We start from the raw sequence: 26,833 nt of genomic DNA, 5'->3' as shown, positions 1-26,833 counted from the left end.
ATACAATTATTTATGACAAATTTAAAAACGAAAACACCATTTTGGTACTGGATATTGGCCGTATTTTTTCTTTTATGGAACATTATGGGAGCGATTTCTTTCTATGTACACACTTTTATTTCAGAAGAATCATTTGCAGGATTGTCAGAGGCAGAAAGAGAACTCTATGGTGATTATCCTTTTTGGATTACCCTAGTTTTTGCAGTTGCTGTATTTTTCGGATTGCTCGGTTCAGTCGGATTGATTTTAAAAAGGAAATGGGCAAAGCTTGCTTTTATTATTTCCATTTGTGCTATTGTTCCACAAATGATTCATAATGTATTTTTTACAAATACCATAGCTGTTTATGGAATTGAACAAGCGATTACAATGCCGATAATGCTCGTGGCTATAGGTTTCATTCTAATAATCTTTTCGAACTATTCAATAAAAAAGAACTGGTTAAAATAATTTGTATTAATAAAACTAAACACCAAAAAATGAAAAACGTATTTAATCAGAATGATACAGCAGAATTCGTTAGTCGAATCGAAAAACTCACTGCAACATCAAAACCCAATTGGGGAAAAATGAGTGTTGAGCAAATGTTGGCGCATTGCAATGTAACTTATGAAAAGGTTTATGATTCCATTCATCCTCAACCAAAAGGCTTCAAAAAGATGCTGCTTAAACTCTTCGTGAAAAAAATGGTTGTCAATGAAAAACCTTATAGACACAATGGACAAACTGCACCTGAATTTATTATTAAAGACAGTAGAAAATTTGATGCTGAAAAGGAGCGTTTAGTGAGTTACATTAAAAAGACACAAGTACTGGGAGAAAATTATTTGGATGGAAAAGAATCTCATTCATTTGGAAAGTTGACAAAGCAAGAATGGAACAATATGTTTAGCAAACACCTTGACCATCATTTGATGCAGTTTGGCGTTTAGTGAAGATGAAACAAAAGTGAAATGGGGATTTAATTGAGAAATGGATTAACCAATGAATTTAATGTTGGTTTTCATGAACTTTGAAGAGATGATTGGAGACAATATTCAAGTAGGATTGGATAAATTAAAAACAATAATAGAAAGTAATTAAATTATGAAATTAGGAGCGTTTTCAATTAGTTTAGCCGTAAAAGATATACATAAGTCAAAAGAATTCTATGAAAAATTAGGCTTTAAATATAAAGGAGGGAATATCGATCAAAATTGGGTTGTGCTTAAAAATGATAACGCTGTGATTGGTCTTTTTCAAGGTATGTTTGAAGAGAACATAATTACATTTAATCCAGGCTGGGATGGTGATGCAGAAAATGTTGAAAACTTTGACGATGTGCGAGTGATTCAAGAACATTTGAAGAACCTAGGAATTAATCTGTCAAGAGCAGCAGATGAAAAAACAACAGGTCCAGAACATATCACCTTAACGGATCCTGATGGTAATAATATTTTAATTGATCAACACAGGTAAAATGGCGAAAAATAAAACGCAAGAAACTGAGCAAAGTGTAGAAGCTTTTATAGGGTCATTTGCAAATACAGAACAAAAGAAAAAGGACAGTTTTGAACTCATAAAATTGATGAAAGAAATGACAGGTTGCGAACCAAAAATGTGGGGACCAACAATCATTGGTTTTGGTTCTTACCATTACAAATATGCAAGTGGACATGAAGGAGACGCGCCATTACTTGGTTTTTCTCCGCGTAAATCTGAGATTTCCTTGTATGTATATTCTGGAGAAGAGAACGATGAACACTTGTTAGAAAATCTCGGAAAATTCAGAAAAGGAAAGTCCTGTATTTACATCAAAAAAATGGAGGATATTGATCAAGAAGAACTCAATAAAGTAATGAAAAAAACACTGATATTTTTAGACAAAACTTATGGCGCAAATTAAACTTTAAATAAAATGGGCGTTTATTTTTGTTGCATCAACTTTACTTTGGATGACCATAGAAAAGCTGGTGGGTTTGCACAGTGCACAAATAGATAAGCAGATGTACTTATCCAGTTTGATTATCATTCTCACAAGAATTGTCTATATCTAGCTTTGAAAAATAAAAAAAGAGAACTCAATGGTCAAATAACATTTATACAAGGTTTTTTATTGAGTATAATTGTAACCGTCTTTGTTCCGTTGAATCAATTGATTATTTAAACAATAATATCTCCGGTATTCTTTCCCAATATTATTTCACATTCACTTGAGAAAGGATACTATAACACCTTCAAAAATGCAGAAGCATATTTCAATCTTCAAAATTATATTGCTCAAAATAGGATGGGTAGTATTTTTTTTAATAGCAAAGCAATGCTGTCCGGTTAAAATAGTTCGTACAGAATATATTTAATTCAGGATTTTTGATCCAAAACAGGATAGGGAATAGAAATGAGCCATAAATATTTATCAAATCCAATCGATATTAAACTAAATACCTATCAAAAAAACGATTTATAGTCAAAATATCAGATCTTTAATCGCGCCATCGGACTCACAGATTGATCTGCAAAATTTCCATTCAAATAATGAAAACGTCCAGTAATTGCTATCATCGCAGCATTATCTGTACAATATTCAAATTTCGGAATGTAGGTTTTCCATTTTAATTTTTCGCCTTCTTCGGTAAGTCGTTTTCTGATTCCAGAATTGGCAGAAACTCCTCCAGCAATCGCTACTTCATTGATGTCGAAATGTTTTGTCGCTTTGATTAGTTTATCAAAAAGAATATCAATAATCGTTTTTTGAAGGCTCGCGCAAATGTCATTTAAGTTGTGCTGAACGAAATCTTTATCCTTCTTTGTTTCTCTTTGCAAAAATTGAAGCACATTAGACTTTAAACCACTAAAACTGTAATTAAAGTCAGGCATTTCTGGTTTTGTAAACTTGAAAGCATCAGGATTTCCCAGATTTGCATATTTATCAATTAACGGTCCTCCAGGATAAGGCAATCCCAATAATTTCGCAGTTTTATCAAAAGCTTCTCCAGCGGCATCATCTTTTGTTGTTCCCACAACTTCCATTTCAAGAAAATCTCTAACCAAAACAATTTGAGTATGTCCACCAGAAACAGTCAAGCAAATAAATGGAAAAGATGGTTTTTCTTTAATCTCCTCATTTTCAATTTCATCAATAAAGTGTGCCAAAACATGTCCATGCATGTGATTCACCTCAATTATTGGAATATTGAGTCCCAAAGCAAAAGATTTTGCAAATGATGTTCCAACGATTAAACTACCCAATAATCCTGGTCCGCGCGTAAAAGCGATGGCATCAATGTCTTCTTTGTTAATTTTAGCATTTTTTATTGCTGCGTCAACCACAGGAAGAATATTTTGTTGGTGAGCACGAGAGGCAAGCTCAGGAACTACACCACCATAGGCTTCATGCACTTTTTGACCCGCAATCTCATTGCTTAAAATGGTCTCATTTTTGATGATAGCAGCGGAGGTATCATCACATGATGACTCAATACCTAGAATGATAATATCTTTTTTTGACAACTTTGAATATCTTTGTTAATACGAATGACAAAATTACTGAAAATACTAGGGAATTTGACCCTTATACTGATTGAGATTTCACTAATCTTACTCATATCATTTGCATTCTTGATCAGAACCTCCTATTTTCAAACTTACTTGGCCAATCACGGAGCAAATTATCTATCAGAATTGCTGGATACCAAGGTTTCTATCGGTAAAGTCGATATCACATTTCTTGATCGCGTTTATTTTGATCATTTCTATGTCGAAGATCAGCACAACGATACTTTAATATACATTGATGAGTTTTTTGTCAATTTCAATCTCGCTGGAGCTATGTCCCTCAACTTTCATATTGATGAAGTAGGAGTGAAGGACGCCCGGTTCGCTTTAAAGACATACAAAGGAGAAGAAAATCTGAATTTACAATTTGTGCTTGATGCGTTTTCTTCAGATACTACATCCTCAGAATCACCAGACTTTAATATTAATATCTACGAAGCAAACATTGTAAATGCTCATTTTACTTTAGAAGATGAGAATTCTGAATTGGTTCCTTTTGGAGTGGATTACAATAATTTGAGTGGGAAACACATCAATATTAATGCTGAAAATATTTTAATTACCCCAGGTAGTTATGAAGCGCAGATAAACAACTTGGCTTTAATAGAACGCAGCGGTTTTGAATTGAAAAAATTATCAGCCAAAGCAAAATTCAACAACAACGGATTAGATTTAAGAGAAACATCCATCAAAACTGAATTTACGGATCTGGCTGTTGATAGCTTTTTATTGAAGACAAATAACCTTTCAGAATTTTCTGATTTCGTTGAAAAAGTGCAGATGGAGAGCTTTTTTGATACTTCTTATGTTTCCTTAAGAGATGTTTCTTATTTCGCTCCACAATTGAAAGGAATGAATAATGTTGTTTTGCTCACGGGTTCATCAAGAAAATCTGTTCAGGACTTGCAATTAGAAGGAATCTATATCAAATATGGAAAAGCCACAAGCATAAAAGGAGATTTCTCGCTTCCCGATTTTAATAGAATTTCGAAAGCCAATATTGATCAAGAATTAGATTTTCTTTCAATAAATATTGATGATGTTGAGCAATTTAGATTGCCTGAAAGTGCTTCAGCAAATTATTTGAAATGGCCGGAAGCTTTAAAAGCACTCACCACAATAAACGCAAGTAATTTAAAAGTTAAGGGTTCAATTACAGATATGAACATCAGTTTAGATGAACTTTCAACAAATATAGGGTCATTTGCTTTCAAAGATGATTTCCGGGTTTTATCAGATACGAATTTTAATGAAATTACAATCATTCCAAAAAATAGCGCAAAGGATCAAATCCAAATTACTGGGGTTGATTTAGGGAAAATTTTAAAAAGTGATAATTATGGTGAAATAAATGGACACATCGGAATGAGCTCTGCCACAATTAAAAACGGAAATTTTACTGCTACCGGTTTGTCTGGGGTTTTAGAAGAATCTTCATTGTTTGGTTACGCTTATGATTACATCATTTTAGACCGAGTATCTTATAAGATTAATAATCAAGGAGCTATTTCTCAGAATGAATTTAAAGGCAATCTCTATGTGAGAGATGACAACTTTGATATGACTTTTAAAGGTTATGCAAGTCTAGGAAATATCTTAAATATAAAAGCTGAAATTGCTTTAGAATGTGCTCATCTTGATCAATTGAATCCTGCTTTAGCAGATAGAGGAGAGCTAAATACTACAATTCACTTAGATTTGGTTGGGAGAAATTTTGATGATTTTAAAGGTAATTTAGTGATTGATTCTATTTATTATCAAGAAGGCGAAAATTCATTTCATACGACCAACTTCCTTGGTTTTATGGAAAGAAATAAAACCAAAGACAGTATTTCAATTAAATCTCAAATAGTAGATGCAAATCTTAATGGAGTAATTGATTATTCAAACGTTGCCCAAAACATCAGTTATCAATTGGCGCAAATCATTCCTGCTATCAATCCAAATTCGGATATGGATGTGAATGATGAGTTAACACACTTTGAATATGATATAAAATTTAAAGAAATCAACGACCTTTTATCCGTTTTCGTTCCATCATTGCAAATCGCAGATCAAGCCAGAATTGATGGTTATTATAATGGAAAAAAGAACAATCTGGGATTAAATATTAACGCTGATTATGTTTCTTATGATTCAATTCGAATAAACAACATCAGCGCTTTACAAGAAGTTTCTAATCGAGAACTTTTGGCTTTAATTGATGTCAGTACCGTTACCATTCGAGATTCATTGGCATTTAAAAACATTCACTTTACTGGATTAGCAGCAAACGGAACCATAGATTCTCAATTGCTATTTGAAGATCCAACAAGTTCTAGATCAAACGTTGAATGGTTTACAGAATTGCGTGATGATGGTAGTTTTGATATCAAAATTTTACCTTCCTATTTAAATCTAAATGAACACCAATGGAATTTACGTAAAACAGCAGAAATTAATTATTCAGACAGCTGTTTTAATATTCTTGGTTTAAAATTAGAACACGAAGATCAATATATATCAGCCAATGGACAACTTTCTAATTCAACATTTGACCGTTTGTATTTAGATGTAATGGATTTGAATCTTGATGAATTAGGGAACATATTAGGACCCGATGTGAAACTTTCTGGAATTGCTAATATTGCTGGATATATAACGACACCGATAACTAATCTTCAATTTTTTGGAGAAGCAATTATTGAAGAACTATTCATCAATAAAACGGAAGTTGGGAATGTTAGTTTTGGAGCTGATTATCAATCTGAAAAAGCAAGGATCAAAATGTTTGGAGATATCTTCTATCGCAACGAACAAACATTTGCATTTGACGGAAACTATCTGCTCGAAGAAGATGAAGACCTTGGTCGATTAGATTTCAATTTGAATTTTAAATCAACAGACATTTCTGTAGTTAATGAATTCCTAGATCCTGATGTTGTAAGCGATTTACAAGGGAAATTAGAGGGGAAACTAAGGCTGACAGGAACTTTTGCTGAACCAGAAGTAAAAGGTAAAATAGGTTTCCGTGAGGGAATGGTAAATATCGCATTACTAGGTTCTGATATGTTCTTTAGTGGAGAAATTGAGTCGGAAAAAGACGGTTTCTACATTAACCAGATGCCAGTCAAAGATGTTGAAGGCAATACAGGGTTCATTACAGGAACTTTATTCCATAATAATTTCTCCGATTTCATTTTTGAGATTATTGTCAATTTAGAAGAACATCCTACGAAACGTATGCCAACCGATCGATCTAGAGCCCTTCCTGTAGAACGTTTTAAGGTGATGAATACGAGATACGACATCAATAGCCTTTATTATGGAGATGCTTATGTAACGGGAATAGCTAATATTTCAGGAACGACAGACAATCTTTCAATTATAGTAAATGCGAAAACCAGAAAAGGAACGCGAATTGTTCTTCCTATGTACGGTCCAACTACAATCGAAGAAGATGGATTTATTTCATTTAAAAATGCTGGAGAATTAGAGGAAATAGAAAAGAAAGTCGATTTATCAGGCGTAGACTTGCAATTGAATTTTGATGTAACAGAAGATGCTGAAGTCAAACTGATTTTTGATGAGAAAATTGGAGATGAGATTTCAGCAAGAGGGAATGGAAACCTTAGTTTATCTGTGAATCAATTTAATGAATTGGCAATGGATGGTACTTTTAATGTTACCAGTGGAGTTTATAATTTTGCAATGGGACCTTATAAACAAAACTTTAACATTCAGGCTGGAAGTACTGTTCAGTGGGCTGGAGATCCATTAGAAGCTTTATTAGATATTGATGCATTTTATAAAACAACGGCAAACTTATCTGTTGTAATGCCAAATGTTGTTGAAAGTCAAAATTCTAATAATGAAGAAATATATTCTTATTTGACCATTAAAGGAGATATGATGAGTCCACAAATTACCTTTGATCTTGACGCTCCTAAAGCTTCTGAATCTGGAAGGGCCGTAATTGCAAGAATTCGAAGTGACCAAGATGAGTTAAATAAACAATTCTTTTCCATCTTAATTTCTAAATCTTTTATGCCTTTGCAAGGTGGGGCAAATGGAGGAAATGGTGGAGCATTCTTAGATTTAGCTTCTACACAGATCAACGCATTATTGAATAAAATTTCTGAAGGATATCAAATGAATGTTAACTTAGAAAGTGATGATTATTCTGGTCAGTTTTCTGGTGAATTTGGAGTTTCTAAAGGATTTCTAGACGATAGACTGCTAATTTCAGGTTCTTTTGGTGTAGGTACTCAAAAGACTGCAGATGCTAGTAGTGCTAGTAATTCGAGTCAAAACACATTAATTGGAGACGTGAAAGTTGAATATTTACTAAATGAACAAGGAACATTTAGAATGAATGTTTTCAATGAGTCAAATAATTATACTGTCCTACAAAATGAAGGGAGGGGACAATTTACTCAAGGAGTAGGGGTCAGTTATAAAGAAGAATTTCATACTTTAGACGACTTTAAACTCTTTCAGTTTTTTGCTAATATATTTAGGAAAAGAGAGAATTGGGTAGATTTACAAGAGAGTAAAGACAAAAGAATTCCTATACCAAAGGATTACAAAGACGATAACGCAATAAAAAACGAAGAATGAAGAAAGTATTAATTGCAAATAGAGGAGAGATTGCCAGAAGGGTTATACGCACTTTAAAGAAAATGAACATTAAATCTGTCGCTGTTTATTCAGAAGCAGACAAAAATGCGCCATTTGTTCACGAAGCAGATGAAGCAGTTCATATCGGACCAGCGCCATCTGCGGAAAGTTATCTCGTTCAAGATAAAATTATTCAAGTTGCTAAAGATTTAAACGTAGATGCAATTCATCCTGGCTATGGATTTTTATCTGAAAATGCAGATTTTGCTAAGCGTTTGAAAAAAGAAGGAATCATTTTAATTGGACCTTCAGCGGAAGCAATGCAATTGATGGGTGATAAATTAAGCGCTAAACAAGCTGTAAAAGCTTACGACGTTCCTCTAGTTCCTGGAATTGATAAAGCAGTTGTTGATTTTAACGAAGCCAGAGAAATTGCCATTCAAATTGGATTTCCTGTTCTAATTAAAGCTTCTGCCGGTGGTGGAGGTAAAGGAATGAGATTAGTTGAGAAAGCGGAGGATATGGAAGAACAAATGGGTCTTGCACAATCAGAAGCGCGTTCATCTTTTGGAAATGATGCCGTTTTCGTTGAGAAATTTGTTACTAAACCACGTCACATTGAAATTCAAATATTTGCAGATAACCACGGAAATGTAATTCACTTGCATGAACGTGAGTGCAGTATTCAACGTAGACATCAAAAAGTAATAGAAGAAGCTCCTAGTGCTGTTTTAACGCCAGAATTAAGAAAAGAAATGGGGGAAGCAGCTTGTGCAGTTGCTAAAGCTTGTAATTATTCTGGTGCAGGAACTGTTGAATTCTTATTGGATGGAGATTTGAAATTCTATTTCTTGGAAATGAATACACGTTTACAAGTAGAACATCCGGTGACAGAAGAAATCACAGGTTTAGATTTAGTTGAATTGCAAATTCGTGTTGCAGACAATGAAGTATTACCAATCAAACAAGAGGACGTTCAAATGAATGGTCACGCAATGGAAGTGCGTGTATATGCAGAAGATGCATTGAGTAATTTCATGCCAGACATCGGAACGTTAAATCGCTATAAAAAACCAGTTGCTGATTACATTAGAATTGATGATGCTTTTGAAGAAGGAATGGAAATTCCAATTTATTACGATCCAATGATTGCTAAATTAGTGACTTGGGGAGAAACAAGAGAAGAATCAATTGATAGAATGATTGAAGCAATTGATGGTTACGAAATTTCAGGATTAAGAACAACCCTTGACTTCGGGAAATACGTAATGAAACATCCAGCATTTAGAAGTGGAGACTTCGATACGAATTTCGTGAAGCATTATTTCTCCGACCCTCTAATAATGCATACGGCACAAGAAGAAGAGAAAAGAGCCTTAGAAGCATCTCTAGATACAATTTGGAAAGATGTAATCGCTACGAAAAACAAAGAAGTTATTTCTGAAAAGATGTAAACGAAAATGTTATTAAATTGTAGATGCGTATTGTATTGTATCGTATTGTAGAGGCGCACGGCCGTGCGCCTCTACAATACAATACAATACAATACAATAAATACGGATTAATCTTCGGTGATTGAGCATTCTATGATAGAACCTAATTTTTTCTTTCAATTGTTGCCATCGACAAACTAATCCACGGGAAAAACACTCGTAAAAGCGCAGACAACAAAAAAATCCCGCAACTTTCGCTACGGGATTCAATATATAAAACTTGTTTTCCTAATTCACAATATCATCATAATTGGCTTCCCATCTTTTATCTTCTTCAAAATAAGGTGCTCCAATATCCATCATTTCTTTAGCTTTATCAGGTTGTCTTAAATCTTTAAGTGCCTTAGCTGATTGATATAATCCAAGCATAAGTAATTTTTGATCTGCTTCAGACCAATCTCCAATTTTTTGATCTTTAACCAATGTGTTTGCTTCTTCCCATTTAATTCGTGCAGTAGATTGATCATTATTTCGACTTCTCAAAGCACCTTCTAAATATAAAGCAGGAACATAATCTCTCCCGAATTTATATAAACGCATTGTCCAACCAAAAGCACGGCGGTATTCTTCGTTGTCCGTTTCGTTTTGGATGATTTCTAAAAGAGATAGCTTTAATTCATTTATAAACTCGCTATATTTCTCTTGAACCTCACCTGTTTTGTCGTAACGCAACATTTTCCCAATAGCAGTAAAAGCATCTTTGTATGCTCCTTTATATTCGTCACCTCTTTCTGCTTGGAACGATATTTTATATAATCCGTAAGCTAAGAAGTAATAGGGTACAGGCTCTTTATCTGAAGAACTCTTATTGGTATATCTTTCTGAATGTTTGATCAACTTTTCCCAATCTGCATCAGCTTTAATGATAAGCAAATCCTCAAAAGTTTCCTGTGAAAAAACACTTAGAGAAATAAATAATACTGTTAACGCTGTAATTATATTTTTCATTTTCATTTTATATTTTAGTTATCTAAATTCAAGAACTGTGCCTAAATTTTAAATATATTTTATTTATCACATCAATAATTAAGTCATAATAATACATAATATTATAGACATTGCGAATTAGATTCACATCAAAATTATGTTTTTTTGTCCTCCATCAAATACTGCCATCGTTTTAGGTTCGGAGAATGTTCAACAATAACTTTAATGACTGCCAAAATCGGGACGGTTAGAATCATTCCTACTAAGCCAGAAATCGCTCCAAAAATCACCAAACTTAGGATAATAATAAGTGGATTTATATTGACGTTACTTCCCATTATTTTAGGAGTAATCACATTTCCTTCAAGGAATTGTACGAAAGCAAATACGGCTACAACTCCGAATATGTACCATGCTGTATCTTTTGTAAGCATCGCAATGATAATTGGAATAGTAGCACTTATTATTACACCAATATATGGAAGTGGCGTTAATAGTGCAGTTAAAATACCTAAGAATAAAGCATATTTAATTCCCAGTAGGAGCAGACCAACGTAAGTTAATGTTCCTACAACAAGCATAACGATCAACATTCCTTTGATGTATTGGTACAAACTGTGTTTCACATCATCAATTACTTCGTCGCTGTCTTTGTTACCGCTGCTTTTTCTTTGCGATTCTTTAATAAACCTGTAAACGTTATTTCTATACAATAGCATGAAGAAAATGTATACAGGACAAGTTATTAGGAACATCAACATGTTGGATAAACCTTTGTAGCCTCCTTCTAACATTGAAATCAATCCACCTTTTATAGCAGATAAATACTCTTGTAAAGATTCCGTTTTAATGGAAATCATGTCTCCTAGTTTTGAAGCTGTGAAGTCATCTGGATTGATGTGTAGAAAATTTTCATTTTCATTCATCATTTTTGGTAGCTCAACAACAATAGATTGACTTTGAAAAACAAGAACACTAACTATTCCTGAAGTAAAAATCAAAAGAATTAATACTGTTAAAGTAACAGATACTGATTTATTGATTCCAATTCTATCAAAGAATTTTACAATTGGTAATAGAATCAATGATACAATAGCTGAAAAAATAATCGGCATCAATACATTCGTAAAGAAGTAAAGGGCAAGTACTATAAATGCTACGATAAATAAGACCTTTGCTGTTTTATCATATTTGAAGCTTTTTGTCATATATGTTATTTAGTATGTAATGTTAGAAATGTTTATTTAGCGCTTTCAATTAATAAGTCTAGTATTTTAATTGCTGAAGTTGAGATTTTAGTTCCCGGACCAAATATTCCAAAAACACCAGCGTCATACAGATAATCATAATCTTGTTGTGGAATAACTCCTCCTGCAACTACCATTATATCACCTCTTCCTAATCGATCCAACTCTGCAATGATTTGTGGAACAAGTGTTTTGTGTCCAGCAGCTAAAGAGGAAACCCCAACAACATGCACATCATTTTCAACGGCTTGTTTGGCAGCTTCTTTTGGTGTTTGAAATAATGGACCAATATCCACATCAAATCCAATATCAGCGAATGATGTAGAAATTACTTTAGCGCCTCTGTCGTGACCATCTTGACCCATTTTGGCAACCATAATTCTAGGTCTACGTCCTTCTAATTTTGCAAATTCTTCTGCTTTATCTTTTGCAGTATTGAAATCGTTATCTGTCATAGATTCACTTGAATAAACTCCACTAATTGAACGAATGGTTGCCTGATATCTTCCAAACGATTTTTCCATTGAAGAAGATATTTCTCCTAAACTAGCGCGAGAACGTGCACATTCAACTGCTGCTTCAAGAATATTTCCTTCGCCAGTAGCTGCAATCTTCTCTAAAGCTCTCAAAGTGGCTTGCACTTCGTCTTCGTTTCTGTTCTTGCGTAATTCTTCTAGTCTAGCGATTTGAGAGAGACGAACTTTAGTATTGTCGACCTCTAAGATCTCCATTTCTTCCTCTTTATCCAGTTGGTATTTATTCACACCTACTAAAACATCTTTTCCTGAGTCTAAACGCGCTTGTTTCCTTGCCGCAGCTTCTTCAATTCTCATTTTTGGAACGCCAGTTTCAATAGCTTTTGCCATTCCACCTAATTCTTCAACTTCTTGAATTAATTCCCATGCTTTTTCTACCAGTTCGTCCGTTAATTTTTCAACGTAGTAACTTCCTCCCCAAGGATCAATGAATTCAGTGATTCCTGTTTCTTCTTGAAGATAAATTTGTGTATTTCTAGCTATTCTTGCAGAGAAGTCAGTTGGCAAAGCGATTGCCTCATCTAAAGCATTCGTGTGTAATGATTGTGTTCCTCCAAATACTGCTGCCATTGCTTCGATACAAGTTCTTCCAACGTTATTGAAAGGATCTTGTTCAGTTAAGCTCCAACCAGATGTTTGACAATGTGTTCTTAATGCCAATGATTTATCACTTATTGGATTAAATTGTTTAACGATTTTTGACCACAATAATCTTCCAGCACGCATTTTAGCGATTTCCATGAATTGATTCATCCCAATTCCCCAAAAGAAACTTAAGCGTGGAGCGAATTCATCAATTTTTAATCCTGCATTTATTCCAGCACGCAAATACTCTAATCCATCGGCTAAGGTATAGGCTAGCTCAATAGAAGCAGTTGCTCCAGCTTCTTGCATGTGATAACCAGAAATCGAAATCGAGTTAAACTTCGGCATTTTCTGAGATGTATATTCAAAAATATCCGAAATAATCTTCATTGAAGGAAGTGGCGGATAGATATAGGTATTTCTTACCATAAACTCTTTCAGAATGTCATTTTGAATGGTTCCTGAAAGTAAGCTTTTGTCAACACCTTGCTCTTCTGCTGCTACGATATAGAAAGCCATAATTGGAACAACAGCTCCGTTCATTGTCATCGATACAGACATTTTATCCAATGGAATTTCATCAAACAAAAGTTTCATGTCCATAATAGAATCAATAGCTACACCGGCTTTTCCAACATCTCCTTCAACACGCTCATGATCTGAATCGTATCCGCGGTGTGTGGCCAAATCAAATGCTACAGAAAGCCCTTTTTGACCTGCTTTTAGGTTTCTTTTATAGAACGCATTTGAATCTTCAGCTGTTGAAAATCCTGCGTACTGGCGAATTGTCCAAGGTCGTGCAGTGTACATTGTCGTATAAGGTCCTCTTAAATATGGAGGAATTCCAGATACAAAATGACGTTGTTTCAAAGTTGAAATGTCACTGAATTGATAAAATGATTTTAAATCAATCTTTTCTGCTGTATCATGTGATTTTACAGCTTCGTGAATTCCGTTTTCTTTAACCTCAATTGGAGATATGTTACTAAAATCTATTTTCTTCATAGCTGTACTTCAATTTGACAATCTTTCTCTAAAATAACGGGTGTTCCAAATGCTGTTTCTATTTCAACTTTCCAAGCTGTTTTGCTTGGTTCGTTATTAAAGTATTTGTTTATTCCGATATGCTTATTCTCCTGTTTTTCAGCTTTTTCAATTCTTGTTTTTGCTATTGAATTAATGGCTGATTTTAAAAAGTCAATTCCTTCTTTTTCCAGTTTTTGGAAAGTTGTCCATGACTTCTCTTTAATGGAATTCATCAAGTCATCTAGAATATATGCACCTCCAGCAGGATCAATAACCTTGTCTAAATAGGATTCTTCTTTTAATAATAAAGCAATATTTAATCCTAAACGCTGCGTTTTATCAAGATCTGTGTCTGTTGACCAAGCATTGTATGGTCTAATTGTTAATTCATTGACTCCTCCTAAAACTGCTGATAAAGCTTCGGTTGTCTGACGCAATAAATTGTTGTGCGGATCTTTTAAAGATTTATTCAAAAAACCTGTTTCTGCTTCTATGTAAGCAATAGTGGAACAACTGTGTTCTGGTTTGTAAGATTGAACAACAGTGTACCATAAAGCGCGGAATGCTTTGAATTTAGCTACTTCAAAGAAGAAATTACTTCCAATTCCCAACTTAAATTTGATTTGAGCAGCTGCATCATCAACTGACATTCCATCATTAATTAGCTTATAAAGTAGCGCATGTCCTTTGTGTAAAGCATATCCAATTTCTTGGTGAATATTTCCACCGGCATATTGAACATCTATTCCTTTAACAATGAAATTACGAATATTATGAATGAGTTCAAATTTTTGATTACCAGTATTTATAGCTGAGCCATTTAAACTTTGAGTTGAAGCTAATTTGTTTAGCCAATCATATTGTTCTTTCGTGGAATAATAGAATGTTGAAGCTATGTGTTCAAATCCAATTTCTTTGATAATTAAATCACATTGGTTGGCATCAAAATCATGTAAATCAAATGTTAGTCCAGTTGCTCCATTCATCAATTGCTTTAAAGCAAAAGCATTCATGTTTTTTGGAGAATCTTTAGGAACATAAACATTATTGATCCAATCGTTATTTTGTATTTTTCCACCTCTAGCATAATTTGCCTGACCTGGAATAGCATGAGATTGATTTTTGTCATTTGCAAAACCATAAGAAGAATAATTTATTTCTTCAATTGGATGAAATTTATGCAATGCTTCATCAATGCTTTTCCCTTTTAAGTCTATCTTGACTTTATCAAGCCATTCAGCCTCTGTGGATGTTGAAAATTCTTTATAGAAATCTGTCATTTTTGACCTTATTGATTTTTTATCAAAAATATAAAATTTTTAGCGTTAAAAAGATGTGAAGACGTGAATTATGATAAAAGATACTAAATTTCATTCTGACTTTGATTTCACTTCAATAGTTAAAAAATATAAAAGCTGGGATTGAATAAAATCTGCTGGAATTTCTAGAGAATTTCTAAGCATCATTTCGACTAACGAAAAGAAATGTTGTAGAAATTAGATATTTGATTAATAAACCTTTACCTTTCAAAGTAAAAAATCTAGTATTATGAAACTACATTATATTTCTCCGATCTTATTTTTTTTGTTTTTAAGTTGTGAAAATAAGACCAACAGTAAAGAAGAGAATACTTCAACTGTTGATGTACCAAAAATAGAAAGTGATAAATCAGTTAATATTGAAGAAGATAAGGCTGATGGAAGCAGGAGTGTCAAAAATTTAAGCGATAAAAGTTATGATCTAAGCTATTTTTCTGGAAAAGCAGAAGTTGCAACTTATAAACTTACAAAGGCCAGATATAAAGACAAACATCCAGGTGAGGCAGTCTTGATTTTTGTTACCGAACCATTTCTGATAAATAAGCAAGTAAAAGCCGATCAACCCACATCAGAAAATAGTGTAAAGGTTTTGAAAATGAACAGAATAGATAGATTCAGTACCGGGATTTATGATTATTCTCAATTTACTTCAGTTTTTACACCAATTGAAAAGTATGATGTGCATTATCCTTTAAAAATGACTTTGGGAAGTCAGGATTGGTGCGGTCAATCTTTTACACAAATCAACAATAATGATGGGTTTGAATACGAACACAAATCTTATTTTGAATCTGATGGTGATACATCTTATCATATTGATTATGTATTAACGGAAGATAATATTTTTAATCTAGCTCGTTTATCGATTGATTTATTGCCCGTTGGTGAGTTTGAAATCTTCCCGAGTCTAACTTATTTAAGAAATTCACATTTAGAAGTAAAGAACTATACTGCAGTTGGAACATTGGATTATACGGAAACAGGATTCTTCTATGTTTATGAAATCCCTGAATTACGCAGAAGTGTTCGTTTCTTCTTGTCATCGGAAAATCAAAACAGAATTTTGAGTTGGGAGGAGTCATATCCAACAGTTACTGATAATGTAATGCGCACCTCAACTTATGAATTAAAAGGAGTCAAGGTTTTACCTTATTGGGAGTTGAATAAAAAAGAGAATGCAGGATTAAGAAAAGAATTAAAAATGATGTATTGAATATAATGTATTGATTTTTAGAAGTGTGTTCGGATAACATCGAAACTTTTTTGCAACTAAATTACATTATTACAAATAAATATTTGGTTTTATTATTTTAGTTCTCTATCTTAGTCAAAATCGAGATATCTCGGAATTTTTTTAATCATTAAGATAAATATTTATTATGGGTAGACCGCCAACAAGACCAGCGAAACTAAAAGATGGTTTTTATATTGAAGTAAGAAACGAAGGATCGAAAGCAAATGGTATCAAAATTAGACGTGATACTAAAGAAGAAATGTTGATGGCGATCGAAGACTACAACAGAATTAAAGATGTTACAGTTTTAGGTGAACTCAAAAATGATAAATGGTTGAACAAAAAAGACACTAAAGCTGTGAAGAAAAAATAATTTTCTTCTAGACAAATTTATAAAGCTTTCCATGATGGGAAGCTTTTTTTTGTGGCTAATTTTATTTGATTTATCACCGCTGCACCGCACCGAACTGCTGCAGTTGCACTGCTGCGGTTTCATTACCGCTGCACTTTGACTGCTGCGGCACCCTTCACTCCAAAATATCCTTTGCTCGTTTTATAGACTCTTCTATATTAAGCCTCAAGTTTTCTTCTGGAAGAACACTGTAAATCATTCCTTTTTCTAAATCCGATTTTACTGATGGAACAGCTCCAGAGATGATAACTTGAACTTTCTGATTGTTGAAGTGTCTAATTAATTCCTTTAATCGGTGAACTCCAGTGGCATCAATAAATGGTACGTATCTAACACGCAGAATTAGAACTTTAGGATTGCGATCGATTTGACTTATGGTATCTTGGAATTTCTGTGCAGCACCAAAGAATAGAGCTCCACTTATTTCATAGCTCAACACACCTTCAGGAAGTTCAATTTGTTCTTCTTCATATTTGAATTTACCTGTCGAACGAGGTGTGTAAGAATCCAATTCTTTTCGAACTTGCATGGATTCACTCATGCGTTTCATTAGAATAAAGCTCGATAAAACGATTCCAATTTGAATAGCTAACACTAAATCGAAAACAACTGTTAAGAAGAAGGTAACGAGCAAAACGAGAATGTCATATTTATTTCCTTTTAACAAGGATTTAAACTGTCGCCATTCACTCATGTGGTAGGAAACCACAATTAATATTCCTGCTAAACTTGCCATTGGAATAAGCTTTGCCAAAGGAGCAAATAGCAACATAATGAGTAGGAGTACAATCGCATGAACTATTCCTGCAATCGGAGTTCGTCCACCATTGTTGACATTCGTAGCGGTTCTTGCAATTGCACCAGTAGCAGGGATTCCACCAAACATTGCAGAAAATATATTCGCAGTTCCTTGGGCAATAAGTTCGGTGTTAGACCTGTGTCGACTTCCTATCATTCCGTCGGCTACAACGGCTGAAAGTAAGGATTCAATTCCACCTAAAAGGGCAATGGCCAAAGCGGGCTGAATCAATGATTGAATTGTTGCTAAATCTATTTTTGGAATACTCGGCATAGAAATGTGATTCGGAATATCGCCAAAACTACTTTCAATTGTAGTAACTGGAAGATTAAAGAAGTAAACTGCTGCAGTACTTAATACAATTGCGATAATAGAACCAGGAACTTTTTTAGTAACACTACTGAAATTAAGGCTAATAAGAATTGTGACAACAGCGATTATAACAGCTATCCAATTGATGCTTCCGAAATTCACAGCATATAATTTCCATTTACTGATAAAGTCAGCCGGAACGGTGTCGATAGGTAATCCAAAAAAATCTTTAATTTGAGAAGAGAAAATTATAATGGCTATTCCGCTTGTAAATCCTACAATTAAAGGGTAGGGAATGTATTTCAGCAAATTCCCCAATCGACCTACTCCCATAAGAATGAGGATAAATCCTGCCATAAATGTGGCGATAATCAATCCATCAACACCATGTTCTTGAACAATTGCATAAACAATTACGATAAAAGCCCCAGTTGGACCTCCAATTTGAACACGACTTCCACCAAGAACTGAAATGATAAGTCCAGCAATAATAGCAGTAATCAATCCTTTGTCGGGAGAAACACCAGAAGCAATTGCAAAAGCAATCGCCAGTGGAAGTGCTACAATTCCAACAATAATACCCGCTGATATGTCTTTTGATATTTGTTTTCTAGAAATTCCCTTTTTTAAAAGTGAGAAAAATTTTGGACTAAAAAGAGGTTCTTTCATGATGCGTACTTATAAAAACAAACTGATTTTGTAATTGAATAGAATTCCTAAATGGACAGGCTAAAATATTCTGCAAAGATATCTATATATAAATCCATAGTTGATTAGAATTGAATAAAAGTCTTAGTAAGTGCTTGATTATGTAACTTATGGTACATAGGACTTTGGCGAGGTATTTTGTGTGTAATTTCTGTTATATGGAGACCTGGGTTTAAAATCTTATCTACTTAAATCAGTTCCTTTTATCGCTTGAATATGCTTGATATTAAAGTGAGTGAATAAATTCAAAATATATTCTTGAAAGAGAGGAGCATTTTCAAAGGATAATGTCAAATAAACGGTTAATTTTAAAAATATGTACAGACATCAAGGCAAGGCCAGAACAATGAAAGACAATCTTCGAATTGCGATAATACTTTCTTTTGTTGCTGGAATTGTAAACGTTACGGGTTTTTTATTTTTAAAACAGCTGACAACCAATGTTACTGGTCACTTTGCTTTGTTTATTAACGACGTAGCAAATCTTGAATTCTGGAAAGGAACGGTTTATTTTCTTTATATTTTCTCCTTTTTATTGGGTTCATTTGCTTCAAGTTTCTTAATCGAATTCTTTAGAAATAACAAAAGACTAAATGTCTATGTTATTCCGGTAATTATTGAGTCGCTGATTTTAATTTTCGTTGCTATCCTTGGAAGTATCTATTTAGTCGAATATCCTGATTTAATTGCGTGTCTACTCTTATTTTCAATGGGTTTACAAAACTCGTATGTGACCAAAGTCTCTGACGCAGTAGTGCGAACAACGCATTTAACTGGATTGTTCACAGACTTAGGAATTGAACTTTCTTATTTATTCTTTAAAAAGAAGTACCCCAATCGCAAGAAAATAAAAGCTTCAATTAAATTAAGAATTTACATTATTTCATTCTTTTTCTTAGGTGGTTTGTTTGGCGGATTCGCATATTCTACCTTGCAATTAGGAATGTACACTTTGATTATCGGTGCAGCGGTTCTAATATTTAATCTTCTTTATGATGATATGAGATTTAAAGTAATCAATTTGAGAAGGAAGAGTTATAGAAGGAGAATTGCTTATCGCAAGTGATTCGCTTGTGTTGGAGGTGTGAAAGACCAGTTTTTAAAAACAAAACGCCACATTTGTACTAATGCCGATATCTACTATCTTTAACCCATGAAAAATAAATCATTCTTGCCATGGATTATTTTGTTCCTAATTTCATTGGGGAGTATTCCAATAATTCTGCATTACAAAGGATTTACTAGCGCTAAAATAGTGGGTGTAATTGTGGTTGTTTCAATTATAGCTGCGCTTTGGTTCTGGAGAATCAACACACGTAAGAAATCTCCTCGAAAAGCAAAAGTTTCATTGTCTGTGAACGATAAGCATTGGATGAGAGGGCATATTTCTTTCTACAAAAGATTAAATAAGGAAGACAAAATCATTTTTGAAGATAGGGTAGGCATCTTTATGGCGGATGTTACTATTACAGAGATTGGTCAGGAAAGGCCTGAAAAGGAAACTTGTATTTATGTGGCTTCAAGTGCTGTTATTGCATTTTGGGGACTTCCATATTACAATTATGGAAATTTGAGAGAGGTTTTAGTTTATCCAACAAACTTTGACATGGATAATTCGCTGAATAAACGTGGAATTGTTAACGGAAAAGTTCACCACGGCGGATTAATGAACAATACCATGATTTTATCTTTACCTGCTTTAGAAACTGGATTTCAAATTGATAATGACAAACAAAACGTTGGAATTCATGAGTTTTCGCATTTATTAGATAAATCCGATGGAAAAATTGATGGAATTCCAGAATACCTGGGAGAAGAGGACAAAAAGATTTGGGTAGGATTAATGAAAGAAGCAATGGACAATATAAAGGCCAATGAATCTTCTATTCCGGCTTATGGTGGTACTTCAGAAGCTGAATTCTTTGCTGTTGTCACAACGTATTATAAAGAATGTCCAAGTTTATTGAAGATCAAGAACCGTCCTTTATTTGAGTTCTTGGATGAATATTTCAATCAAGAGAAGGGTTAATAACGAATTACGAATTACGAAATGCTTTATTCCTCAGCGAAGCGAATTATCAATTGTCCATTATCAATTGTCAATTGTCAACTATCCTTATACCAAATAAGCCTTTTTCTCTCCTTCTAAATCAACTTCAATTCTGTCTTGTAAAGTTGTAGATAAAGTCAAACCAACATAATCACAGCGGATTGGAAAGCTTCTGTGTTTCCTATCCACAAGGGCAACTGTCTTCACACGTTTCGTTGGACGTTCCAATAACTTGATCAAGGCATATTGCATTGTTCTTCCTGAATTAATGACATCATCAACCAAAACAATCGTTTGATTATCAAAATGATCTAAAGAAATGCTTGTTGTTATTTCATGATCAAGTGGCTTTTTCTTGTCGATTGTTAATTCACTTACATTGATTTTCTGTTCACCAATAAGCTCAAGTCTCTTGCCCAGTTCTTTAGCTATTTCGAATCCATTTCCTTTTATTCCAACAAGAAATATCTGTTCATCCTGAAAGTTGTTTTCAACTATTTCATAAGCTATTCTGTCAAGCTTTTGATTAATTTGTCTTTCGTTGAGTACAATTGTTTTCATGATTTATATTATTTTCTATTTCTTATCCATTGTTGAAATTCCGCAGCATTTCTGTTGTGTTGCGCTAATGATTTTGCAAAATTATGTAAACCGTCGCCTTTCGGTTTTGCACACATATACATGTAATCATTATTTTCTGCATTAAGCACAGCATCTACAACATCAGCAGGAGGGATGAAGATTGGTCCTGGAGGTAATCCTGCATAAATGTATGTATTGTAAGGACAATCTCTATCTCGGTGTTCGTAAGTCAACCTTTCAACACCTTTCAATTCATCTCCCCAACAAAATTTGAATGTTGGATCAGATTGTAATTTCCAACCTTTACGAATTCTGTTCAAATATAATCCAGCGATTGTTTTCCATTCTTCTGGATATTTGTCTTGTTCTTTAAATACAATTGAAGCCAAAGTTACCGCATCAGATTGACTGCTTAATCCCACTTGTTTTAATTTCGCTAAACGATCAGGTGTCCAGAATTTTTTGAATTCACTGGCCATTTTTTCAACGAATTGAACATGGTCAGTATCCCAGTAAAAACGATACGTATTCGGTAAGAAAAGTGCACCAATTGTAGCTTCGTTAAAACCAAATTTATTTAGGATAGAATCAGACAATATGTAGTTGATAAATGTCGCACTGTCTATTTCAATTTGTGTCGAAACTTTACCTGCTATATCTCTAATATGTAAACAGTTGTTGAATGTTACTTCAACCTCTACTTCTTGGTTTCCGTTCCCTAAACTATTGAGTGTGAATCCATTTATTAGCGTTTTATATTCCGTGTTTGGAGCGATGTTATATTTACCAGCTCCAACTTTTTTATTTTCAAATTCTTTGTAATCCAATACGGCTTGAAAAGCATCAGCATCGTCAATGATTTTATTAAGAACCAATAAGTTTTTCAATTCTTCAATATCAGTTCCAGTTGGAATGTAAAAGTCTGCTTCTTTTTGATTTAAAGATTTCTTTTTACCACCAAAATAAGCGTCAATAGAGGTACAAGAATTTAGCAGCAGTAAGAAGGCTAAAATCCATAAATAGTTCAATTTTCGAAATTGCTTATTCATTATTAAATAAATTTTTGGTAAAAATAAGCATCGATTGTGATATTCTTATAAACATACCAGTTTTTTCTTGTGCCTGTTTTAACAAATCCAACTTTCTCAAATAAGGCGATACTTCCTGGATTGTCTGATTGGATATCACAATAAAGTTGACTCATTCCGATTCTCCTAGATGCAAAACCAGCCATTAACTCTAAAGCTTCATAAGCATATCCTTGATTTCGGTTTTCTTTATTCGCTATGAGTATTCCAATACCTGCTCTGTGATTCTTAAAGTCAATCTCGAATAAATCTATGGTTCCTATGGCTTGATTATCTTCAATCAAGCAGATAATTAAACGCAATTGTTTATTCTCTCTAATGTGACTTGCATTCTTAACATAATGTTGGAGTTGGTGCAATGAAAACGGAGCTTCTGACTCGCTATAGCGCCAATTCTCAGTGTCATTTTCCCAAAGCAACAATAAATTTACGTCCTCCTCCTCTAATTGTCGAAGATATATTTTCTTTCCTTTTAACATGGTAGTTCAAAGATACGATTTTCAATATGAATTATTGAGTAATTATATAAACTTGATGCGTTTTTAAAATATTCAATTCAATTGTTTTTTGAGAATGATGGGTATTTATTAAATTATCAATTAATTCAGCGGTTTACGATTGGTTTTTATTGGATTCAGAAAGAGTTAAAAAAAACCTCTTTAATGCATATTGCTTTGCCCGAAAGTTTACTGTAATGATAAGTGTAAATAGTAAGTTTCTATTTTCTGAACTCACTTCTTTGATTAGGATTCTATTGTTTCCAAGGTGTGTCGTCCTTTCAGAACTTGAAGGTACACTGTTTCTTTTCCCTAGGACTTTCGTTCTAGGTAAACACGTGCCATCCCTTTGGGATTCATTTTGGTATTTAAGATTATATTAATCTTAAATGCTTATTGGATACTTTACCAGTAAGTCTAGAATTATATTTTAATTCTTTAACAGCACATTAGGTTCTCTTAAGAAATTAGATATGATATTATTTAATGGTAAGGAAATAGTTACTATTACGGACAAAAGCGATCCGCGTTTATCCGAATTCACAAGAAGTGAAAAACCCTTGAGTATCCGCGTTGCTTGCAGTTCTGCTGAGCCCGCCGAAGTATCAGTGTCATCCGCGTGCCATTACAGCGTACAACCATTTTATCGGAAATAACACTAAAATAATGAATTTACTGGTAAAGATCCCGACAGGAATTTAATCTTAAAAACTTTAAATTGTAATTTCTCCAACAAACACTTTTTCTGCAGGGCCAATAAGATAAATATTGTCGAAAGTGTCATTATTGCGTTCAGCTTTTACATATAATTCACCTCCTTTAACGAAGATTTTGACATCTATATCATCATAATCTAGGACCAAAGAAAAAGCCAGAGCTACTGCTGTTGCGCCAGTTCCACAAGAATAAGTTTCATCTTCAACACCACGCTCGTAAGTAAGCATTTCCAATTCATTGTCTGCCAAAACTTCAACTAAATTGACATTAATACCTTTTGTCTTGTATTTTTTTGAATAACGAATGTTTTTTCCGTACTCAACAATGTCCTCATCATCTACGTCTGCCACAAATTTCACATAGTGCGGACTTCCAGTATCAATAATATAAGCAGTATCATCTTTAGTATAGGATGTTACATCTTTCATTTTTACTGAAATTAGTTCATCATCAATAATCGCATTGTGTTCACCATCAATCGCTTCAAATTTCGCTTTAGTTTCAATTAAACCTAAAGACTTCGCAAATTGAACTGCGCATCGTGCTCCATTTCCACAAAAACTTTGTGAACCATCAGAGTTATAATATGTCATTTTGAAATCTAGGGTAGGGTGCTCAAAAATGAGAATTATTCCGTCTGCGCCAATCCCAAATCTGCGATCACATAGATCAGCAATTTGCTCATTGTCTAACTCGAAATCCTTGGCAGATGTGCAATCAACCATGATAAAATCATTCCCTGTCCCTTGATATTTTGTAAACGAAAAAGTCATCTTAATTTTAAAGTCTTAAACTGTTTAGATTTTTGAAGCACAATACTCATCGATTCAGTGTTGAGTAGGATTTGTTCTTCATTTTTGTCCAATTGCAAAGAAATCGATTCATTTGGATTAAACCCAAATAATTTCAGTCTATTTCTTGTTAATTCATATCCCGTAATATTTAAAGGACTCTGCCAAAATTCAACTACGATATCCTTGGAAAAAGATTTACTTTTTAGGTTAAGCATTTCAGAAACATCAGTTGTGTCATTTGGTGAAGGGCCTAATGTGATAGTACGTTGAGCAACTAATTCCTCCATAATTATGACTTCTTCACTCTCTGTGTTTTGAGAAGGTTCAATGTAATCTTCTTCATTTGACAAAGTGTCAACGATAAAATCATTATCAGAAGCTAGTTGTGAATCATCTTGAACTGGAGTTTCAACTGTTTTTTCGACTTCAGATTTTCTTTTAATGACCTTTTTCTTAACTTTTTCAACGTAGATTTCCTCAGTGTCTTCTTGAGCAATATCCTCATTTTTAAAATCAAAATTGAGGAAATAGCCTATTCCTACACCAGCAAGCAATAATAATAAATAAACGAGTATTTTTTTCATTAAATTATACTATCAAATAGTGCGTCAAAAGTACATAAAAAGAATGAATAAAATGCTTAACATGTTTTAACACGAACTGAATCATATTCAGTCTATTTTGGTGTTAATATTGGAGTAGATAAATCAACTATTTAAAAATAAGAATTATGAAAAAAAATATGAAATCAATAGGCCTAGGAATTCTAGGTGGACTATTGCCATTAGGTGTGTTTTTTATGTTAGATTCTTCAGATTATACATCATCAACAGGTTCCACTTCAGGTTTAATTGAAGAAACTGGTGCACCTGTAGCTAACATAAATTTTGCTTCTTCCGAAATTGACAGTAAACTTGATTTTACAAAAGCCAGCGAGGAGAGTATCCATTCCGTTGTTCACGTTAAAACAAAAGTTGTTCAATCCTATGTTCAAACTGATCCATTTTTGGAATTCTTTTATGGACCAGGTGCAGGAAGAGAACGCAAGCAATTTGGAAGTGGATCAGGATCTGGTGTAATTGTTTCTCAAGATGGTTATATTGTTACCAATAATCACGTAATTCAAAATGCAAGCGAAATTCAGGTGACACTGAATAACAATACAACATTTGACGCAGTTGTTGTGGGGACAGATCCTTCAACGGATATTGCAGTATTGAAAATTGAGAAAACTGGATTACGTGCGATGCCAATTGCAAATAGTGACGATGTGAAAGTGGGGCAGTGGGTGCTTGCAGTAGGAAATCCATTTAATTTGAATTCAACTGTAACTGCCGGAATCGTTTCTGCAAAAGCAAGAAATATCAATATAATAGGAAGTCAAAATAAGGAAATTATGCCAATTGAGTCCTTTATACAAACTGATGCTGCTGTGAATCCTGGGAATTCTGGTGGAGCATTGATCAACACACAAGGTCAGTTAATTGGAATAAACACAGCAATTGCTTCTCAAACTGGAAACTATGCTGGTTATTCTTTTGCAGTTCCTTCGCGTTTAGTGGCTAAAATTATGAGTGACTTAATAGACTATGGAATGGTTCAGCGAGGATTCTTAGGAATTCAAATTCTTGAAGTAACGCAAGATTTAATTAATGAAAAGAAATTGGTTGATTCTAAAGGACTTTATATTGCAGGAGTAAATGCTGATTCAGGAGCTGAAAAAGCAAAAGTGAAAGAAGGAGACGTAATTCTAAAAGTGGGTTCTAAATCTATTAACTCAGTTGCTGAATTACAAGAAGAAATAGGAAGAAGAAGACCTGGAGATATTGTGACCTTAACTTTAAGAAGAGAAGGAGACGTTATAACTAAAGATGTGTTATTGAAAAACATTGATGGAAATACGGATTTGACTTCAAAAGATGAGCTTGAAAAATATTCTGCCTTGGGAGCAACATTCACAGAGTTGACAAAAACAGAGAAGAAGGAGTTGAATATTTCAAACGGTGTAAAAATCTCTTCTATATCTTCCGGTAAATTGAGATCAATTGGTTTATCAAAAGGAATTATCATTACGAAATTCAACAATGTTGAGGTGACAAGCGTTGAGCAACTTACAGAATATTTAAAGCGAAATGATCAAAAAGGTGTACTGCTAGAAATAATGACTGAAAGTGGAAGGAAAGATTATGTCGGATTTGGACTGTAACCTTTCTCAGGTAATTGCGTAATAAAAACGCTCCTATCATAAACTGTTAGGAGCGTTTGTTATTTGATTTCATATTTAGTCTTTGCAAGAAAACTCCAAATACTGCGTTGTGCTTGTCTTTGAAGTTTTCTTATCAAAGACTTGAAAAAATAGTTTTCTTGCGGACAC

At 33.7% G+C, this 26,833-nt stretch carries 22 protein-coding genes; 11 read left to right on the top strand and 11 right to left on the bottom strand.

The genetic code is table 11. The features are described from left to right. Positions 1-12: 12 nt before the first annotated feature. The 4 genes from ERX46_RS17255 to ERX46_RS17240 all read left to right on the top strand — a co-directional run bounded on the left by ERX46_RS17255 (position 13) and on the right by ERX46_RS17240 (position 1,885). Positions 13-450, top strand: coding sequence for a hypothetical protein (locus ERX46_RS17255; protein ID WP_130095121.1), 438 nt, complete (start codon positions 13-15; stop codon positions 448-450). A gap of 29 nt (positions 451-479) precedes the next feature. Continuing rightward, on the top strand, positions 480-932 hold the full coding sequence (locus tag ERX46_RS17250) for a DUF1569 domain-containing protein (RefSeq protein WP_130095120.1): 453 nt from the start codon (positions 480-482) through the stop codon (positions 930-932). Positions 933-1,086: 154 nt separating this feature from the next. Then, complete coding sequence (locus ERX46_RS17245) at positions 1,087-1,458, top strand: VOC family protein (RefSeq protein WP_130095119.1); 372 nt, start codon at positions 1,087-1,089, stop codon at positions 1,456-1,458. Between the two features lies 1 nt (position 1,459). Continuing rightward, a complete protein-coding gene (locus ERX46_RS17240; RefSeq protein ID WP_130095118.1) occupies positions 1,460-1,885 on the top strand; it encodes a DUF1801 domain-containing protein in 426 nt (141 codons plus the stop codon). Between the two features lie 569 nt (positions 1,886-2,454). On the opposite strand, the gene tsaD is transcribed toward ERX46_RS17240, so the two are convergent. Continuing rightward, complete coding sequence (gene tsaD / locus ERX46_RS17235; RefSeq protein WP_130095117.1) at positions 2,455-3,489, bottom strand: tRNA (adenosine(37)-N6)-threonylcarbamoyltransferase complex transferase subunit TsaD; 1,035 nt, start codon at positions 3,487-3,489, stop codon at positions 2,455-2,457. Between the two features lie 24 nt (positions 3,490-3,513). On the opposite strand from tsaD, the gene ERX46_RS17230 reads away from it, so the two are divergent. Continuing rightward, positions 3,514-8,133 (top strand): translocation/assembly module TamB domain-containing protein, encoded by a 4,620-nt coding sequence (locus tag ERX46_RS17230; protein WP_130095116.1) that lies wholly within the window; start codon positions 3,514-3,516, stop codon positions 8,131-8,133. Continuing rightward, positions 8,130-9,587: an acetyl-CoA carboxylase biotin carboxylase subunit gene (locus ERX46_RS17225; RefSeq protein WP_130095115.1), complete on the top strand. Its 1,458-nt coding sequence runs from the start codon at positions 8,130-8,132 to the stop codon at positions 9,585-9,587. The genes ERX46_RS17230 and ERX46_RS17225 overlap by 4 nt, the downstream gene beginning before the upstream one ends. A gap of 267 nt (positions 9,588-9,854) precedes the next feature. On the opposite strand, the gene ERX46_RS17220 is transcribed toward ERX46_RS17225, so the two are convergent. The 4 genes from ERX46_RS17220 to ERX46_RS17205 all read right to left on the bottom strand — a co-directional run bounded on the left by ERX46_RS17220 (position 9,855) and on the right by ERX46_RS17205 (position 15,227). After that, the gene (locus tag ERX46_RS17220; RefSeq protein WP_130095114.1) at positions 9,855-10,574 is read right to left on the bottom strand and encodes a hypothetical protein; all 720 of its coding nucleotides are present in this window, start codon (positions 10,572-10,574) and stop codon (positions 9,855-9,857) included. A 134-nt stretch (positions 10,575-10,708) separates the two neighbouring features. After that, complete coding sequence (locus ERX46_RS17215) at positions 10,709-11,761, bottom strand: AI-2E family transporter (RefSeq protein WP_130095113.1); 1,053 nt, start codon at positions 11,759-11,761, stop codon at positions 10,709-10,711. 32 nt (positions 11,762-11,793) lie between these two features. Continuing rightward, positions 11,794-13,926: a methylmalonyl-CoA mutase gene (gene scpA / locus ERX46_RS17210; protein WP_130095112.1), complete on the bottom strand. Its 2,133-nt coding sequence runs from the start codon at positions 13,924-13,926 to the stop codon at positions 11,794-11,796. Beyond that, positions 13,923-15,227 carry a methylmalonyl-CoA mutase family protein gene (locus ERX46_RS17205; RefSeq protein ID WP_130095111.1) on the bottom strand — a complete coding sequence of 435 codons (1,305 nt, stop codon included), beginning with the start codon at positions 15,225-15,227 and terminating at the stop codon, positions 13,923-13,925. Before ERX46_RS17205 ends, scpA begins: the two co-directional genes overlap by 4 nt. A gap of 268 nt (positions 15,228-15,495) precedes the next feature. Here ERX46_RS17205 and ERX46_RS17200 point away from each other — a divergent pair, with 268 nt between their 5' ends. Next, positions 15,496-16,479 carry a hypothetical protein gene (locus ERX46_RS17200; RefSeq protein ID WP_130095110.1) on the top strand — a complete coding sequence of 328 codons (984 nt, stop codon included), beginning with the start codon at positions 15,496-15,498 and terminating at the stop codon, positions 16,477-16,479. Between the two features lie 166 nt (positions 16,480-16,645). Then, positions 16,646-16,873, top strand: coding sequence for a hypothetical protein (locus tag ERX46_RS17195; protein WP_130095109.1), 228 nt, complete (start codon positions 16,646-16,648; stop codon positions 16,871-16,873). 154 nt (positions 16,874-17,027) lie between these two features. Here the strand turns inward: ERX46_RS17195 and ERX46_RS17190 are convergent, their stop codons facing one another. Next, a complete protein-coding gene (locus tag ERX46_RS17190; protein WP_130095108.1) occupies positions 17,028-18,692 on the bottom strand; it encodes a SulP family inorganic anion transporter in 1,665 nt (554 codons plus the stop codon). Between the two features lie 355 nt (positions 18,693-19,047). On the opposite strand from ERX46_RS17190, the gene ERX46_RS17185 reads away from it, so the two are divergent. Then, positions 19,048-19,797 carry a YoaK family protein gene (locus ERX46_RS17185; RefSeq protein ID WP_130095107.1) on the top strand — a complete coding sequence of 250 codons (750 nt, stop codon included), beginning with the start codon at positions 19,048-19,050 and terminating at the stop codon, positions 19,795-19,797. Positions 19,798-19,884: 87 nt separating this feature from the next. Further along, positions 19,885-20,760, top strand: coding sequence for a M90 family metallopeptidase (locus ERX46_RS17180; RefSeq protein ID WP_130095106.1), 876 nt, complete (start codon positions 19,885-19,887; stop codon positions 20,758-20,760). Positions 20,761-20,847: 87 nt separating this feature from the next. Here ERX46_RS17180 and ERX46_RS17175 read toward each other — a convergent pair whose 3' ends face one another. From ERX46_RS17175 to ERX46_RS17155, 5 genes are all read right to left on the bottom strand, one after another. After that, positions 20,848-21,342, bottom strand: coding sequence for a phosphoribosyltransferase family protein (locus tag ERX46_RS17175; protein ID WP_130095105.1), 495 nt, complete (start codon positions 21,340-21,342; stop codon positions 20,848-20,850). 8 nt (positions 21,343-21,350) lie between these two features. Beyond that, positions 21,351-22,412: an endolytic transglycosylase MltG gene (gene mltG, locus ERX46_RS17170; protein ID WP_130095104.1), complete on the bottom strand. Its 1,062-nt coding sequence runs from the start codon at positions 22,410-22,412 to the stop codon at positions 21,351-21,353. 2 nt (positions 22,413-22,414) lie between these two features. Then, positions 22,415-22,930 carry a GNAT family N-acetyltransferase gene (locus tag ERX46_RS17165; protein WP_130095103.1) on the bottom strand — a complete coding sequence of 172 codons (516 nt, stop codon included), beginning with the start codon at positions 22,928-22,930 and terminating at the stop codon, positions 22,415-22,417. A gap of 731 nt (positions 22,931-23,661) precedes the next feature. Next, a complete protein-coding gene (gene dapF, locus ERX46_RS17160; RefSeq protein ID WP_130095102.1) occupies positions 23,662-24,438 on the bottom strand; it encodes a diaminopimelate epimerase in 777 nt (258 codons plus the stop codon). Continuing rightward, positions 24,435-25,043, bottom strand: coding sequence for a type 1 periplasmic-binding domain-containing protein (locus ERX46_RS17155; protein WP_130095101.1), 609 nt, complete (start codon positions 25,041-25,043; stop codon positions 24,435-24,437). Before ERX46_RS17155 ends, dapF begins: the two co-directional genes overlap by 4 nt. 146 nt (positions 25,044-25,189) lie before the next feature. On the opposite strand from ERX46_RS17155, the gene ERX46_RS17150 reads away from it, so the two are divergent. Then, complete coding sequence (locus ERX46_RS17150; protein ID WP_130095100.1) at positions 25,190-26,665, top strand: trypsin-like peptidase domain-containing protein; 1,476 nt, start codon at positions 25,190-25,192, stop codon at positions 26,663-26,665. Positions 26,666-26,833 lie beyond the last annotated feature (168 nt).

Origin of the sequence: Brumimicrobium glaciale, from assembly GCF_004152935.1 — a bacterium.
Classification (GTDB): Bacteria; Bacteroidota; Bacteroidia; order Flavobacteriales_D; family Crocinitomicaceae; genus Brumimicrobium; species Brumimicrobium glaciale.
This window is presented reverse-complemented; position numbering and strand designations above follow the sequence as displayed.